Below are 17,503 nucleotides of genomic sequence, written 5' to 3'. Positions count from 1 at the left end.
ATAAACAGATGACAAGTTTGTTGGTAATTGTAGTTTTAGTTTTATTAGCAGTTGCATTATGGCAATTGACCAAGATATTTGATCTTACTCAAGTAGGATCTTCTTCGGACGATTCGCAAGTTGCATCAGATAATGATAATAATATTCAGGGATATATTATGTTTGGCTTTTTGGCTTTCATTTATATCTTTACGATTTATGGTTTACTAAAATGGGGTAATTTAGCACTGCATACGCCAGCTTCAGAGCATGGTATTTTAGTAGATAGTTTAATGAATATTACTTGGGTATTGATTTTTAGTGTGCAAGTTATTACTCAAGGATTATTATACTGGTTTTCTTTTAAATATAAAGGGAATAAGGATAAAAAAGCATTATTTTTTGCTGATAGTAATAAATTAGAAGCAATTTGGAGTATTATTCCATCTGTTGTTTTAGCGGTTCTAATTCTTTATGGATTGTACGCTTGGAACAATATTATGTTTGTTGATAAAGATGAAGATGTAATAGAAATTGAATTATATGCTCAACAATTTAAATGGACAGCACGTTACGCTGGACAGGATAATGTTTTAGGAAAAGCAAACGTTCGTTTAATTGAAGGAGTTAATACTTTAGGAGTTGATATGTCAGATCCTAATGCTCAGGATGATATTGTAGTTAGCGAATTGCATATTCCAAAAGGAAAAAAGGTACATTTCAAAATGCGTTCTCAAGATGTACTACACTCAGCTTATTTTCCTCATTTTAGAGCTCAAATGAACTGTGTGCCAGGTATGGTAACTGAGTTTGCTTTTATTCCAACTTATACAACTTCTGAATATAGAGAGCTTCCTTTTATGGTTGAAAAAGTTGCAAATATCAATAAGCTTAGAGCGCAGAAGAGTGCTGAACTTATTGCTAAGGGAGGTACAGCATTAGACCCTTATACATTTGACTATTTATTATTATGTAATAAAATTTGTGGAGCTTCTCATTACAATATGCAAATGAAGGTTGTTGTAGATTCTCCTGAAGATTATAAAAAATGGTTAAGCGAAAAAACTACTTTGACTGAGGATATTAAAGCTGCAGCTGCAGCAGAGAAACCGGCAGAAGGTGGAGTTGAATCAACTAAAGATAGCACTGCTAAAGATACTGTTAAAGCAGTAATTGATACTGTTAAAGCTGTTGTAGCTAAAGTTGCTATGAAATAATAATATTTATTAAGAAAATTTAAAGTATACATATATGTCAGCAGAAGCGCACGATCACGATCACGGACACGATCATCACGAGCACGAACATCATCATAAAGACACTTTCATTACTAAATACATTTTTAGTATTGATCACAAAATGATTGCTAAGCAATACCTGATTACAGGTATTATCATGGGAGTAATTGGTATCGGAATGTCCTTGCTTTTTAGAATGCAATTGGCTTGGCCAGAAGAGTCTTTTAAAATATTTAATGTTTTATTAGGTGATAAATTTGCACCTGATGGTGTAATGGCAAATGATATTTATTTAGCTTTAGTTACTATTCATGGTACTATTATGGTATTCTTTGTACTAACGGCCGGATTAAGTGGTACTTTTAGTAACTTACTTATTCCGCTTCAAATTGGTGCAAGAGATATGGCTTCCGGATTTATGAATATGATTTCATATTGGTTGTTTTTTCTTTCGGCCGTAATTATGTTGTCATCGTTATTTGTTGAAGCTGGACCAGCTTCTGCAGGTTGGACAATTTATCCACCATTAAGTGCTTTGCCACAAGCGATTCCAGGATCAGGTGCAGGTATGACTTTATGGTTAGTTTCAATGGCTATATTTATTGCATCTTCATTAATGGGATCTTTAAATTACATTGTAACTGTAATTAATTTAAGAACTAAGGGAATGTCTATGACCAGACTTCCTCTTACTATCTGGACATTTTTCGTAACAGCTATTATTGGTGTTATTTCATTTCCTGTATTATTATCTGCTGCTTTATTATTGATTTTTGATAGAAGTTTTGGTACTTCATTCTTCCTTTCTGATATTTATATTGCAGGAGAGGTTTTACATTATCAAGGCGGTTCACCTGTATTGTTTGAACACTTATTCTGGTTCTTAGGGCACCCTGAGGTTTACATTGTAATCTTACCAGCAATGGGTCTTGTTTCTGAAATTATGGCTACGAATTCTCGTAAACCTATTTTCGGATACAGAGCTATGATTATGTCAGTTCTTGCAATTGCGTTTTTATCTACAATTGTTTGGGGGCACCATATGTTCCTTTCGGGAATGAATCCTTTCTTAGGATCTGTGTTTACTTTTACAACTTTATTGATTGCAATTCCATCTGCTGTAAAAGCTTTCAACTGGATTACAACTTTATGGAAAGGTAACTTACAGTTTAATCCAGCGATGTTATTTTCCATTGGAATGGTTTCTACATTCATCACTGGTGGGTTAACAGGAATCATTTTAGGAGATAGTACTTTAGATATTAATGTTCACGATACTTACTTCGTAATTGCTCACTTTCACTTAGTAATGGGTATTTCTGCTCTTTATGGAATGTTTGCCGGTATTTATCATTGGTTTCCTAAAATGTATGGAAGAATGTTAAACAAAAATTTAGGTTATATTCACTTTTGGGTAACAGCTGTTTGTGCTTATGGTGTTTTCTTTCCAATGCACTTTATAGGATTAGCCGGTTTGCCAAGACGTTATTATACAAATACAAACTTTCCATTATTTGATGATTTGCAAAATGTGAATGTTTTAATTACAATGTTTGCTTTGATTGGTGGAGCCTTCCAATTAGTATTCTTATACAATTTCTTTAGTAGTATTTTCTACGGTAAGAAAGCTGTTCAGAATCCATGGAAATCTACAACTCTTGAGTGGACTACCCCAGTTGAGCATATCCATGGTAACTGGCCAGGCGAAATTCCACATGTATACCGTTGGCCATATGACTATAGTAATCCAAATCATGATGTAGATTTTGTACCGCAAAATGTACCAATGAAAGAAGGTGAAGAAGTTTTACATCACTAATAAAATAATTCAAAAAAAGACTGTCCGAAATGGCAGTCTTTTTTTTGTTTACGATTCATTAAAAAATCTTGTTTTAGAAACTCATTAGTTTCTATATCTTTGTAAGATGAATGAAAACCTTGATCCTACCACAAAAGGATATAACCCAGAAGAGTTAGATCTTGAAAAAAGATTGCGTCCACTATCATTTGATGATTTTGCCGGACAAGACCAAGTTTTAGAAAACTTAAAGATTTTTGTTGCTGCAGCTAATCAGCGTGGTGAAGCACTCGATCATACTCTCTTTCATGGTCCTCCGGGATTAGGTAAAACTACGTTAGCCAATATTTTAGCAAATGAACTTGAAGTTGGAATTAAAATTACTTCGGGGCCGGTTCTCGATAAACCGGGTGACTTAGCAGGGTTACTAACGAATCTTGACGAAAGAGATGTTTTATTTATTGATGAAATTCATCGCTTAAGTCCAATTGTTGAAGAATATCTATATTCAGCAATGGAGGATTTCAAAATTGATATTATGATAGAATCAGGACCAAATGCCAGAACGGTTCAAATCAATTTAAATCCTTTTACCTTAATTGGAGCTACTACTCGTTCCGGATTATTAACGGCTCCAATGCGTGCTCGTTTTGGAATTTCGTCACGTTTACAATATTATACAACCGAACTTTTGACGACTATTGTTGAAAGGAGTTCCTCTATACTTAAAATGCCAATTTCTTTAGATGCTGCTATTGAAATAGCTGGTCGCAGTCGTGGTACACCTCGTATTGCTAATGCATTATTGCGAAGAGTACGCGATTTTGCTCAGATAAAAGGCAATGGGACTATTGATCTTGAAATTGCTCGTTATGCTCTAAAAGCGCTTAATGTTGATGCACATGGTCTTGACGAAATGGACAACAAGATACTGTTAACAATTATTAATAAATTTAAGGGAGGACCTGTTGGTCTTTCGACTTTGGCAACAGCTGTTTCTGAAAGCAGTGAAACAATCGAAGAAGTATATGAACCCTTTTTAATTCAGGAAGGTTTTATTATGCGTACGCCACGCGGACGTGAGGTCACTGATAAAGCTTATAAACATTTAGGTAAGATCAATACGAATATTCAAGGCGGATTGTTTTAATAGCTATATTAATGTCTGAGAGTAAAAAATATAATTATCCTCATAAAATTTCATTAGGAAGATTTCTATTGGATGCTGAAGGCGTTAGAAGGAATCCGATACCTTATCATAAAAAATATTTCGAAAAATTTGGTGATTCTTTTTCAATTAAGATAGGATTGTCAAAGCATATCATATTGTCAAGGGATAATGAAGTTGCACAATATATATTACAGAAAAATCAAAAAAATTACCATAAATCTAAATTTCAGTCCGTTTATCTTTCTAAATATTTAGGAAAAGGATTATTGACAGTTGATGGAGACTTTTGGTTAAAACAAAGAAGACTTATTCAGCCTGCTTTTCATAAACAAAAAATGAATCAATTGGTTGAGAATATGAATCAAACAATTGTTTTGGAACTGAATAGTTTGGAAGAAGGAAAGCCAATTGATCTTTTTCCTGTAATGAGTAAGTTGGCATTTAATGTTGTCGCTAAATCGCTATTTCAATTTTCCATTTCTGAAGAAAAATTAGATCGAATAAAATTTATTATTGAAGAAGTTCAGAACTTTTTGGTTAATGAAATAAGACTGCCTCATAAAGCTTGGTGGTTTTCATTAAGTGGGCAGGTGAAAAAGCACGAACAGCTTGCTTTAGAAAACAATAATATCATCAAAGAAATTATTGATATAAGAAATTCTTCAAATGAAGAATATAATGATTTGCTCAACATGTTAATGGAAACCAGATATGAAGATACCGGAGAGCCAATGTCAATTGCCCAACTCATAGATGAAATTAAAATCTTATTTATCGCCGGACACGAAACTACTGCCAATGCTTTAACATTTGCTTTATACCTTTTAGGACGACATTCAAAAGTTCAACAAAAAATACTAGATGAAATTTTAGAAATTGAATTCCAGACGGATAATGTTGTTGAACAGCTTCAGAAAATGACATATACTAATGCTGTCCTAAATGAAGCAATGCGTTTATATCCTCCAGCATGGATTACTGACAGGCAGAATGTAAAAGACGATACATTAGCTGGCTACAATATTAAAAAGGAGACCTTAATTGGTGTTTCATTTTATGCGTTACATCGAAATCCCAAGTATTGGGATAATCCGGATAGCTTTGATCCCGAGCGTTTTTTGGGTGAACAAAAGAAAATTTCAATGCAATATTTTTATCCTTTTGGCGCAGGACCAAGAATGTGTATTGGAGCCGGTTTTGCTATCTATGAAATGTGTCTGACCATTGCTCATATCGTGAAAAAAAATAGAATCGTATCGAATGCTGACGAAGTCAAGTTTAACCCTTTGATAACATTAAAGCCTGTTGGGGTTGAAGTTTTATTCTTGAAAAGATGAGTATTAATGCTAAAGAGACATATTCGAAATTTATAAAATCAGAAGCTAAAAGATTAGGTTTTCTTTCTTGTGGGATTTCTAAAGCTGGTTTTCTAGAAGAAGAAGCACCCCGACTTGAAAAATGGTTAAACAAAAACCATCACGGTCAAATGGCTTATATGGAAAACCATTTTGATAAACGGTTAGACCCAACTTTACTAGTTGATGACGCAAAAAGTGTTGTTTCACTTTTATTAAATTACTACCCAGCTGAAACTCAAAGTCAGGATAGCTTTAAAATTTCAAAGTATGCCTACGGCCAGGATTATCATTTTGTAATTAAAGAAAAATTAAAAGAGTTTCTGTTTTCTATTCAGGAAAAAATTGGCGATGTTTCGGGTCGGGCTTTTGTCGATTCTGCACCTGTGCTGGATAGGGCTTGGGCAGCCAAAAGTGGTTTGGGCTGGATTGGTAAAAGTGGTAATTTGATTACTCAAAAAGTAGGTTCTTTTTATTTTATTGCTGAACTGATACTTGATTTGGATTTGGAATATGATTATGCAACGACAGATCATTGTGGCTCTTGCACTGCTTGCATCGATGCTTGTCCTACACAAGCCATAGTAGAACCCCATGTAATTGACGGTGGTAAATGTATATCTTATTACACTATTGAACTTAAAGAAAATATACCTTATGAAATGAAGGGTAAATTTGACGAATGGATGTTTGGTTGTGATACCTGTCAGGATGTTTGTCCCTGGAACCGGTTTTCAAAATCACATTCAGAGCCATTGTTTAATCCCAATCGTGAGCTGCTTTCGTTTTCCAAAAAAGATTGGATAGAAATTACAGAAGAAACTTTTCGTGTTGTTTTTAAAAACTCTCCTATAAAAAGAACCAAGTTTGATGGTTTAAAGAGGAATATAAAGTTTTTAGAATAATATTTTATTTAATTGTTTTGTCAGAAGTAAGGTTGTGCTTTTATAATAAAAGCCATGAATCATTATTTTTCTTTATGAGAATATTTTTGAAGGTTAAATGTTTTGTATTTCATTATATATGAATTGATTATGTGTTAAAAAACAGAAGAAGGTGTTTTTTGTATTCTATTTTTTTTAACTTTATAGTCCTAAAATATTTCAGATATGACTGTAAATCAAATATTAAACGCAAAAGGGAAAAATGTTTATTCTGTAGGTTCGACTACAACTGTTTATGAAGCATTGAAAGTGATGGGCGAAAAAAATATAGGCGCTATTCTGATTATCGATGACTTTGAACTAAAAGGGATATTGTCTGAGCGGGATTATGCGCGAAAAATTGTTTTAAAAGATAAATCTTCAAAAGAAACTTTAGTTGATGAGATTATGGAAAGTACTGTTTTTACGGTAAAACTTTCAGATAATTTAGAAGACTGTATGGAACTCATGAGTACAAAAAGAATAAGACACCTGCCGGTTTTAGAAGACGAAATTGTTGTAGGTATTATTTCGATCAGTGATGTCGTAAAGGCCATTATTGAATTACAAAAGGATACGATTAATCACTTAAATTCTTATATTTCGCAATAACGATTTATAAAATAAACTTATAAATAGTCCAAATTACATTGGGCTATTTTTTTTGTAGTAATCCAATATTTTTAGGGAAAAGAATGTTCAAAAACAGATTGATTTAAACCAAGTCTTATATCTTTGTAAGGCAAAATAAAAAGCGAAGACGAATGAATAAAGAGACTAAAAGAAGAGAAGCGTTATTGTATCATGCAGAACCGACTCCAGGAAAAATTCAAGTAGTTCCCACTAAAAAATATGCAACCCAAAGAGACTTATCTCTTGCTTATTCTCCAGGGGTAGCAGAGCCATGTCTGGAAATCGCGGCAAACATTGATGACGTTTATAAATATACAGCAAAAGGAAATTTAGTAGCCGTAATTTCAAATGGTACAGCTGTTTTAGGTCTTGGAGATATAGGTCCCGAAGCAGGAAAACCAGTAATGGAAGGAAAAGGTCTGCTGTTTAAAATTTTCTCTGATATTGATGTTTTTGATATTGAAATTGGAACAAAAGATGTTGAAGAATTTATTCAGACTGTAAAAAATATTGCTCCCACTTTTGGAGGGATTAATCTGGAAGATATTAAAGCTCCGGAATCTTTTGAAATAGAAAGACGACTGATAGAAGAGTTAGATATTCCGGTAATGCATGATGATCAGCATGGAACAGCTATTATTTCTTCGGCAGCTTTAATTAATGCATTAGAATTAGCAGGCAAAAAAGCCGAAGATGTAAAAGTTGTAGTTTCCGGTGCTGGATCAGCTGCGATAGCTTGTACAGATTTATATGTTTTGCTGGGCGTTAAAGTGGAGAATGTTTTAATGTTCAACAGTAAAGGGCTTTTAACAAAAGATAATCCTTCGCTTTCAGAATTGCAATTGAAATATGCTGTGGATGGCGCTAAAATTGATTTGGCAGAAGCTGTAAAAGATGCAGACGTTTTCATAGGATTATCTTCAGGAAATATTTTATCGGCTGAGATGTTATTGTCAATGGCCGAAAGCCCAATTGTGTTTGCGATGGCAAATCCAAATCCTGAAATAGATTATAATTTAGCAGTAGAAACCCGTAAGGATGTTATCATGGCTACAGGGCGTTCAGATTTTCCTAATCAGGTAAATAATGTTTTAGGTTTTCCTTACATTTTTAGAGGAGCCTTGGATGTCAGAGCTACAAAAATCAATGAAGCAATGAAAATGGCAGCTGTAAAAGCGCTGGCTTCATTAGCAAAACAATCTGTACCGGAACAGGTTAACGTAGCTTACGGCGCAACAAAGTTAGGTTTCGGCCGTGAATATATTATTCCAAAACCATTTGATCCAAGATTGATTGCAATTGTTGCACCCGCTGTAGCAAAAGCAGCGATAGAATCAGGCGTTGCTAAAAACCCGATCACAGATTGGTCTGCTTATGAAGAAAAACTGTTAGAACGTTTAGGGAATGATAATAAAATGGTGCGTTTAATTACTAATCGCGCCAAAATGGATCCAAAACGAGTTGTTTTTGCCGAAGCAGAACATTTAAATGTTTTAAAAGCAGCACAGATTGTATATGAAGAGGGTGTTGGTTTTCCTATTCTATTAGGGAATAAAGAAATCATTTTAGAACTTAAGAAAGAGTTAGGTTTTGACGCTGATGTTGAAATTATTGACCCTAAAACAAATGAAGAAGAGGAAAGACGTAACAGATTTGCAAACTCATATTGGGAAACAAGAGAAAGAAGAGGTGTTTCTTCGCTGGATGCTCAGAGATTTATGCGTGAAAGAAATTACTTTGCAGCAATGATGGTAAATGAAGGAGAGGCCGATGCAGTAGTAACTGGTTATTCAAGAAGTTATCCGAGTGTGTTGAAACCAATGTTGCAATTAATTGACAAAGCACAGGGTGCTTCATTTGTTGCAACCGCCAATATGATGCTTACATCACGTGGGCCAATGTTTTTATCTGATACTGCTATTAATATTAATCCAACTTCAGAAGATTTAATAAATATTGCAATTATGACTGCCAAAACAGCAAAAATGTTTGGTATAGAGCCTGTTATTGCAATGGTTTCTTATTCAAATTTTGGATCTTCAACTCATCAGAATGCGTCAAAAGTTAGAGATGCCGTTGCTTATCTACATAAAAATTATCCTGATATGGTTGTGGATGGAGAAATTCAGGCTGATTTTGCCCTAAATCCGGAAATGCTTCAGGAAAAATTTCCTTTTTCCAAATTAGCTGGAAAAAAAGTAAATACCCTCATTTTTCCTAATCTCGAGTCAGCAAATATTACTTATAAGCTGTTAAAAGAATTGTATAAAGTAAATTCTATAGGTCCAATTATGATGGGTATGGGCAAGCCTGTTCATATTTTCCAGTTGGGAGCAAGTGTTGAAGAGATGGTTAATATGGCGGCTATTGCAGTTATTGATGCTCAGGAAAAAGAATTAAAGAAAAACAAACTAACTAAATAGCTGAAGGCGCAAGCCGTTGTTAATATTGTCTTAATTTTATTATATTTGGCATCACAAAAAATACTATGATAGCACATTTGCAAGGAAAATTAGTGGAGAAAAATCCAACAGAGGTTGTGATTGATTGTGCAGGGGTTGGATATCAGGTAAATATCTCTTTGCATACTTTTTCTCTAATTCCAAATACTGATTTTGTAAAATTGTATACGCATCTTTTAATCAAGGAAGATGCGCATACATTATACGGTTTTGTCGAAAAATCCGAAAGAGAAATATTTAGAATGTTAATATCAGTTTCGGGTATCGGGGCTAATATTGCCAGAACCATGTTGTCTTCGATAGAACCAAGACAAATTATAAATGCTATTGCATCAGGAGATGTTGGAGTAATTCAGTCTATTAAAGGAATTGGTAATAAAACAGCCCAAAGAGTAATATTGGATTTGAAAGAAAAAGTCTTAAAGTTATATGATCTGGATGAAGTTTCTGTAGTTCAAAACAATACAAATCGAGATGAAGCGTTATCTGCTTTAGAAGTTTTAGGTTTTGTTAGAAAAACATCGGAAAAAGTTGTCGAGAAGATTATAAAAGAAGATCCGGAAGCTTCTGTAGAAACTATTATCAAAAAGGCTTTAAAAACGTTATAAATTACTATTAAGACTTGAATTGTATGCGTAAAATTTTACTTTTTTTACTGGTTTTATTTTGTGGCAATGCTTTGCATGCTCAGGTAAATCCAACAATTCAGGATACTACAAAAACAGGATTTTCTGTAGGTAAATTAGAGCTTGAGAATCCTCCAAGTATACTTACTGCATACAGATATGACCCTATCACAGATCGGTATATTTATTCGAGTACAGTAGATGGTTTTTCGATTAATTATCCTCTTGTTTTAACTCCAAAAGAATACGAAGATTTACTTCTAAAAGAATCAAGAAGAGATTATTTTAGAAAAAAAATGATTGCTGTTGATGGTAAAAAAGCCGGGAGCGAAGAAGCTAAAAAAGATTTATTGCCAAGATATTATGTTAACTCGAGCTTTTTTGAATCTATTTTTGGGAGTAATACAATTGATGTAAAGCCTACTGGTTCAGTTGAAATGGATTTGGGATTGCGATATAGTAAGCAAGACAATCCGTCATTTTCTCCAAGAAACAGATCAAGCCTCACTTTTGATTTTGATCAAAGAATTAGTATGAGTCTGATGGGAAAAGTAGGGACCAGATTAGAGGTAAATGCCAACTATGACACTCAATCTACATTTGCATTCCAAAACTTATTCAAACTTGCCTATACGCCCACAGAAGACGATATTGTGCAAAAAGTAGAAGTTGGTAATGTTAGCATGCCATTAAATAGCACTTTGATTCGTGGAGCGCAGAGTTTGTTTGGTGTTAAAGCACAATTGCAATTTGGAAAAACAACCTTTACGGGAGTTTTTTCTGAGCAAAAGTCACAAACAAAAAGTATAGTAGCTGAAGGAGGTGGAACAATTCAGAATTTTGATTTGTATGCACTGGATTATGATAACGACAGGCACTTCTTTTTATCACAATATTTTAGAAATAAATATGATGCTTCATTAAGAAATTATCCTTTTATTGATAGCAAGGTTCAGATTACAAGGTTGGAGATTTGGGTAACAAACAAGCAAAATCGTGTGAGTACAACAAGCAATAACTTGCGAAATGTTATTGCACTTCAGGATTTAGGAGAAGCTCAAATCACAGGAATTCCTGACAATGAAATTGTAGTGACAACATCCGCAAATCTTTTTGTCAAGCCTATAGATTCACCAACCGATAATGGTAATAACAAATATGATCCGGCAGCTATTGGTAACGGAGGATATTTGAATCAGAATATTAGAGAAATTGTAACAGCAAAAAATGGTTTTAATAACCCGGACGACCCTAATATTACTGAAGGTAGAGATTATTCGGTATTAGAAAACGCAAGAAAGCTAACGTCTACAGAATATACATTTAATCCTCAGTTAGGTTATATTTCCTTACAGCAGCGCTTGGCTAATGATGAAATTTTAGCAGTTGCTTATGAATATACTGTTGGTGGAGAGATATATCAGGTAGGAGAGTTTGGTAGTGACGGGGTTGATGGGACAGTTGTAACAGGAAGTGCTCAGAATAATAATCAGGCTGTTATTACTCAAAGTTTGATTTTGAAAATGCTGAAAAGCAGTTTGACAAATGTTAATAATCCAGTATGGAATTTGATGATGAAAAATATCTATCAAATACCGGGTGCTTATCAGATAAAACAGGATGATTTTAGATTCAATATTCTTTACACAGATCCTTCGCCTATCAATTACATTAAGCCGGTTGACGGAACTACTTTCCCAACAACTTTTCCTGTTACAGATACGCCGTTATTGAAAGTTTTTAATTTAGATAAATTAAATTACAATAACGATCCGCAAGCCGGAGGTGACGGTTTCTTCGATTATCTTCAGGGAATCACTTTTGATGCTCAAAACGGACGTATTATTTTTACTACCAAAGAGCCTTTTGGAAAGTTACTATTTGATAAATTAAATACGGGAACAGCGGGAGAAAATTATGACATACCTTCTACTTATAACGCGAATCAAAAGAAATATGTGTTTCAAAGCATGTATAAGACAACACAGTCAGGTGCTTTACAGGACAGCGATAAAAACAAGTTTTTATTAAGAGGAAAATATAAATCATCAGGCAGCGATGGAATTCCTATTGGTGCTTTTAACGTTCCGCAAGGTTCAGTAGTCGTTACCGCTGGAGGAAGAGTTTTGGTTGAAGGAATTGATTATAGTGTCGATTATCAGTTAGGAAGAGTGCAGATTTTAGATGCATCTTTACAGGCGTCCAATACACCAATAGAGGTTTCGTTAGAGAATAATTCGGTCTTCGGTCAACAGACCAGAAGGTTTATGGGAATCAATATTGAACATAAAATTTCTGATAAATTTGTTATTGGTGGTACGTATTTAAAAATGACCGAAAAACCGTTTACTCAAAAATCGAGTTATGGTCAGGAATCTGTAAATAATACGATTTTTGGATTTAATGGAAATTATTCAACTGAAATTCCGTTTTTTACAAGATTAGTAAATAAACTACCTAACATAGATACAGATGTTCCTTCAAGCCTTTCGATAAGAGGGGAAGTAGCTTTCTTAAAACCCGATGCACCAAAAGCAAGCGATTTTGAAGGAGAGGCAACAATATATGTGGATGATTTTGAGGGTTCACAGTCAACCATTGACATGCGATCTGCTTATGCCTGGAGTTTAGCTTCAACACCATTTATTAATGATTCAAATGATAATACTTTTGGAGCTTCAAACACTAATTTGGACTATGGGTATAAAAGGGCTAAACTGGCATGGTATTCTATAGATCCAATTTTTTATACTCAAAAACCATCCGGAATATCAAATGACGATTTGTCTTTAAATACTACCAGAAGAATTTACAGCAAAGAATTATATCCTAATACTGATATCGCTCAAGGACAATTACAGGTAATTAATACACTTGATTTGAGTTATTATCCTTCAGAGAGAGGGCCTTATAACAATAATCCAGATTTTGGGACAGATCCGGTAAATGGTAATTTTGGTGGAATTATGCGTTCTTTAAATTCAACCAATTTTGAGCAAAGCAATGTCGAGTTTATCCAGTTTTGGATGTTGGATCCTTATTATGAAGGAAATGGCGCAGTCCAGCCTTCCAATACGGGTAAAATTTATTTTAACTTAGGAGAGATTTCAGAAGATGTTTTAAAAGACGGAAGAAAGCAATATGAAAACGGATTGGGACCTGATCAGATACTAGTTACACCTAAGCCAATTTGGGGGGATGTTCCTGCTTCTCAATCACTAATTTATGCTTTTGATAATAATGCAGGAAACAGGACTAATCAGGATGTAGGTTTGGATGGTTTGCCAGATTCTAAAGAATCTACAGTTTATACTAACTATTCAGCAGCAGAAGATCCTGCAGCAGATAATTATACTTATTTTTTAAATTCAGACGGAGGCGTTCTGGACCGTTATAAAAAATACAATGGCGTTGAAGGAAACTCCGCTGTAGACATAAACAATGCTAACAGAGCATCTACAACACTGCCTGATGTCGAAGATATTAATCGTGACAATACCATGAATACCATTAATGCTTATTATGAGTATAGCATAGATATGAAGCCAGGTATGGCTGTTGGACAAAATTATATTACTGATGATAGGATAGTAAATGATGTTCCATTGCCTAATGGTACAACTACTACAGCAAGATGGATTCAGTTTAAAATACCGGTCTCAGAATATAAAAATAGAATTGGAAGTATTTCAGATTTTAGATCTATCCGTTTTATGAGAATGTTTATGACTGGATTTAACGATCAGATTACGGTACGTTTTGGGGCATTGGATTTGGTTAGAGGTGAATGGAGAAGGTTTGATGGTACTCTGGATGTAGCTGATACAAACCCGAAGGATGACGGAACTGTTTTTGAAGTACAGGCAGTTAATATTCAGGAAAACAGTACAAAATCTCCGGTAAATTATGTTATGCCACCAAATGTTCAAAGGGAACAGCTGTTTAATAATAATACTGTAATTAATCAAAATGAACAGTCATTAGCATTACGTGTATCAGGGAACGGTTTGGAAGGACAGGATTCAAGGGCTGCTTTTAAAAATGTAAGTCTTGATATGCGTCAGTACAAAAAACTGAAGATGTTTCTTCACGCTGAATCATTAAAAGGAGAGGTTGTTCTTGATGATAATGAAATGGTTGCATTTATTCGTTTTGGAAATGATTTTACAGAAAACTTTTATCAGATTGAAATACCATTAAAAGCAACTCAATTTATTGAAAACGGTCCTACGGATATAAATCCGGATTTGGTCTGGCCGGCAGAAAACGAAATGAATTTAGCTCTTGCTCTATTGACTAAAATGAAAATTAAGGGAATGAGTGTTGACATGAACTCTCCTAAGCGCGATATCAACGGAATCTATTATCCGGATAATGATCCTGATTTAATTTTAGAAGGAGGTGATGGTGACAGTAAATTAAAACTGGGGATAAAAGGTAATCCTAATTTTGGTTTAGTCCGAAATTTAATGGTAGGAGTTAAAAATGATAACAGTGGTGATATTGGTAATGCTAATGAAAAGAAGATAAAAGGAGAGGTTTGGTTTAATGAACTTCGATTATCTGATATGGATAATAAAGGCGGAATGGCAGCAATTTTAAGTATTGATACCAACATGGCTGATTTTGCTACAGTTTCGGCAACAGGGCGAAAAAGCACCATTGGTTTTGGATCTATTGAAGAAGGAGCAAATGAAAGGGATCGTGAAGATATCCAGCAGTATAATATTGTTACGAATTTGAACTTAGGAAAATTATTACCGCCGAAATGGGGTATAAATCTTCCATTTAATTATGCAATAGGAGAAGAAATAATCACACCGGAATATGATCCTTTTAACCAGGACATTAAATTGGAACAGTTGTTAAACGAAACAACAGATCAGACTCAAAAAGATATTTACAAAAATAGAGCAATAGATTATACCAAGCGAAAAAGCATTAATTTTATTGGCGTTAGAAAAGACAGATCCCAAGAGCAAAAACCACATGTTTATGATGTAGAGAATTTTACTTTTTCTCAATCCTACAATCAGGTGGAGCGTCATGATTATGAAATAGAGGAATATCAAGACCAACTGTCAAATTCATCTGTAAACTATGCTTATACGTTTCAGCCAAAAGAAGTAGTGCCTTTTAAACAGACTAAATTCATGAAAAAAAGCGAGTATTGGAAACTGTTAAGTGATTTTAATTTTAATTACCTGCCTTCTAATATTTCATTCAATACAAATATAATAAGACAGAGCAATAGCCAACAATTCAGGCAGGTACAAGATGTGCCGGGAATTGGCTTAGAAACTCTTTACAGAAGAAACTTTGCGTATAATTATCAATATGGATTTGCATTTAATCTGACTAAATCTTTAAGGCTAAACTATACAGCTTCATCAAACAATATTGTCAAAAATTATCTGAATGATGATAATACCCCAAAAGACGATTTTAATTTTTGGGATGATTATTTTAATATTGGAATACCAAATCAACATACACAGCAATTAATCTTAAATTATGATATCCCAATCAATAAATTACCGATTTTTAGTTTTGTAAAAGCAAATTATTCCTATACCGCTGATTATAACTGGCAACGTTCTTCATCTGCTATGTCTGGACTTGAAGTAGAAAATCCTGATGGATCGATTACAGTCAATAATCTAGGAAATACGATTCAAAATGCAAATTCAAATACGCTAAATACAACTTTTAATATGACAACGTTGTACAAGTATTTAGGATTAACACCAGGAGTAAAAAAGGCTGCTAAGCCAAAAACTACAGCAGTTCCAAAACCTGGAGAGAAAATAGTAAATACTAATAAAACAGTTGCAACGAGCAGACCTTTTTATGATGGGTTGATTGGTGTTTTAACGAGTGTAAAAAATATTCAGGTAAATTATACAGAGAATAGTGGTACCGTTTTACCCGGCTATACACCAAGTATTGGATTTTTAGGAACGTCTAAGCCAAGTTTAGGTTTTATTTTTGGAAGTCAGGATGACGTACGTTATGAATCTGCTAAAAACGGTTGGCTGACCACTTCGGATAAGTTCAATCAAAATTTCACCCAAGTAAATACTAAGGCACTAAAGATAACGGCTAATCTTGATTTGTTTCCGGATTTAAAAATAGATTTAACCATGGACAGATCCTATTCTGAAAATTCTTCAGAACAGTATAGCGTTACCAATGGTCAATATGAATCTCTGTCGCCTTATACATATGGAATGTTTTCAATTTCAACTGTATTAATCAAAACAGCATTTTCGGCAAGTGATGAAAATGTATCAGCAGCTTTTGATGATTTTAGAAGTAATCGTTTGATTATAGCAAATCGTTTGGCAGGAGATTATTATGGAGCTGATGCCATTCCGAGATATGGTGACGCTGCAAACCCAATTCCAGCACCTTCTACAGATCCGAATAGCGATCCTGAAAAAAGTAAGAGAGATCTCTATACAGCAAATGCAGGATATCCAATTGGATTTGGAAAAAGTAATCAGGCTGTTTTATTGCCTGCTTTCTTAGCTGCTTATTCTGGAACGGATGCCTCAAAAACTTCTACAGGAATTTTTAGAAATTTTCCTATTCCAAACTGGAGTATAAAATATAATGGATTGATGCGTTACAAATATTTCAAAGACAGGTTTAAACGCTTTTCTTTGCAGCATAATTACAGAGCTTCCTACACAATTAATCAATTCAGATCAAATTTTGATTATAATGAAAATCCAGATGGCACGGATGTAAATGGTAATTTCTTCAATAAGACGATCATGTCAAATGTGAATTTGGTTGAACAGTTTAGTCCGTTGGTTCGTGTTGATTTTGAATTAAAAGGATCTTTAAGAGTGCTTACGGAAGTTAAAAAAGACAGAGCTTTATCAATGAGTTTTGATAATAATTTATTGACAGAAGTAAAAGGTATTGAGTATGTTGTTGGTTTAGGATATCGCTTTAAAGATGTTATTTTTTCATCCACTTTAGCAGATAATCCTACCGGAATTATAAAAAGTGATATTAATATCAAAGCAGATTTCTCTTATAGAAATAACCAGACTCTGGTTCGATATTTGGATTATGACAATAATCAATTGGCAGCCGGTCAAAATATATGGTCATTAAAACTTACTGCTGATTATGCATTCAGCAAGAATCTTACCGCCATATTCTATTATGATCACTCCTTTTCGAAAGCAGTAATTTCTACATCATTTCCGTTAACTAATATTCGTTCAGGATTTACAATTCGATATAATTTCGGAAATTAATTTTGTGATTATAAACTAATTTTCATTAGAAGATTGTTACATTT

9 protein-coding genes are annotated in these 17,503 nt (G+C 34.0%); all 9 read left to right on the top strand.

Going from position 1 to position 17,503, the window contains the following annotated elements; translation table 11 throughout:
* The first annotated feature begins 8 nt into the window (after positions 1-8).
* The 9 genes from FLACHUCJ7_RS06855 to sov all read left to right on the top strand — a co-directional run bounded on the left by FLACHUCJ7_RS06855 (position 9) and on the right by sov (position 17,459).
* Complete coding sequence (locus FLACHUCJ7_RS06855; protein ID WP_180908382.1) at positions 9-1,196, top strand: cytochrome c oxidase subunit II; 1,188 nt, start codon at positions 9-11, stop codon at positions 1,194-1,196.
* Between the two features lie 34 nt (positions 1,197-1,230).
* Positions 1,231-3,036, top strand: coding sequence for a cytochrome c oxidase subunit I (locus FLACHUCJ7_RS06850; protein WP_031454423.1), 1,806 nt, complete (start codon positions 1,231-1,233; stop codon positions 3,034-3,036).
* A 106-nt stretch (positions 3,037-3,142) separates the two neighbouring features.
* Positions 3,143-4,165, top strand: a complete 1,023-nt coding sequence (ruvB, locus tag FLACHUCJ7_RS06845; RefSeq protein ID WP_072970540.1) for a Holliday junction branch migration DNA helicase RuvB — start codon at positions 3,143-3,145, stop codon at positions 4,163-4,165.
* 11 nt (positions 4,166-4,176) lie between these two features.
* Positions 4,177-5,523, top strand: a complete 1,347-nt coding sequence (locus FLACHUCJ7_RS06840; protein ID WP_180908381.1) for a cytochrome P450 — start codon at positions 4,177-4,179, stop codon at positions 5,521-5,523.
* On the top strand, positions 5,520-6,446 hold the full coding sequence (gene queG, locus FLACHUCJ7_RS06835) for a tRNA epoxyqueuosine(34) reductase QueG (protein WP_180908380.1): 927 nt from the start codon (positions 5,520-5,522) through the stop codon (positions 6,444-6,446). The genes FLACHUCJ7_RS06840 and queG overlap by 4 nt, the downstream gene beginning before the upstream one ends.
* A 204-nt stretch (positions 6,447-6,650) precedes the next feature.
* Positions 6,651-7,076 (top strand): CBS domain-containing protein, encoded by a 426-nt coding sequence (locus FLACHUCJ7_RS06830; protein WP_031454427.1) that lies wholly within the window; start codon positions 6,651-6,653, stop codon positions 7,074-7,076.
* A gap of 152 nt (positions 7,077-7,228) precedes the next feature.
* Entirely contained in the window at positions 7,229-9,520 is a 2,292-nt protein-coding gene (locus FLACHUCJ7_RS06825; RefSeq protein WP_180908379.1) for an NADP-dependent malic enzyme, read from the top strand.
* Between the two features lie 65 nt (positions 9,521-9,585).
* A complete protein-coding gene (ruvA, locus tag FLACHUCJ7_RS06820) occupies positions 9,586-10,167 on the top strand; it encodes a Holliday junction branch migration protein RuvA (RefSeq protein ID WP_031454429.1) in 582 nt (193 codons plus the stop codon).
* 23 nt (positions 10,168-10,190) lie between these two features.
* Positions 10,191-17,459 carry a T9SS outer membrane translocon Sov/SprA gene (gene sov, locus FLACHUCJ7_RS06815; protein ID WP_078227261.1) on the top strand — a complete coding sequence of 2,423 codons (7,269 nt, stop codon included), beginning with the start codon at positions 10,191-10,193 and terminating at the stop codon, positions 17,457-17,459.
* Positions 17,460-17,503 lie beyond the last annotated feature (44 nt).

Origin of the sequence: Flavobacterium salmonis (assembly GCF_903819435.1) — a bacterium.
GTDB lineage: Bacteria > Bacteroidota > Bacteroidia > Flavobacteriales > Flavobacteriaceae > Flavobacterium > Flavobacterium chungangense.
The sequence above is the reverse complement of the archived record's forward strand: the minus strand, read 5'-3'. Positions and strand labels throughout refer to the sequence as shown.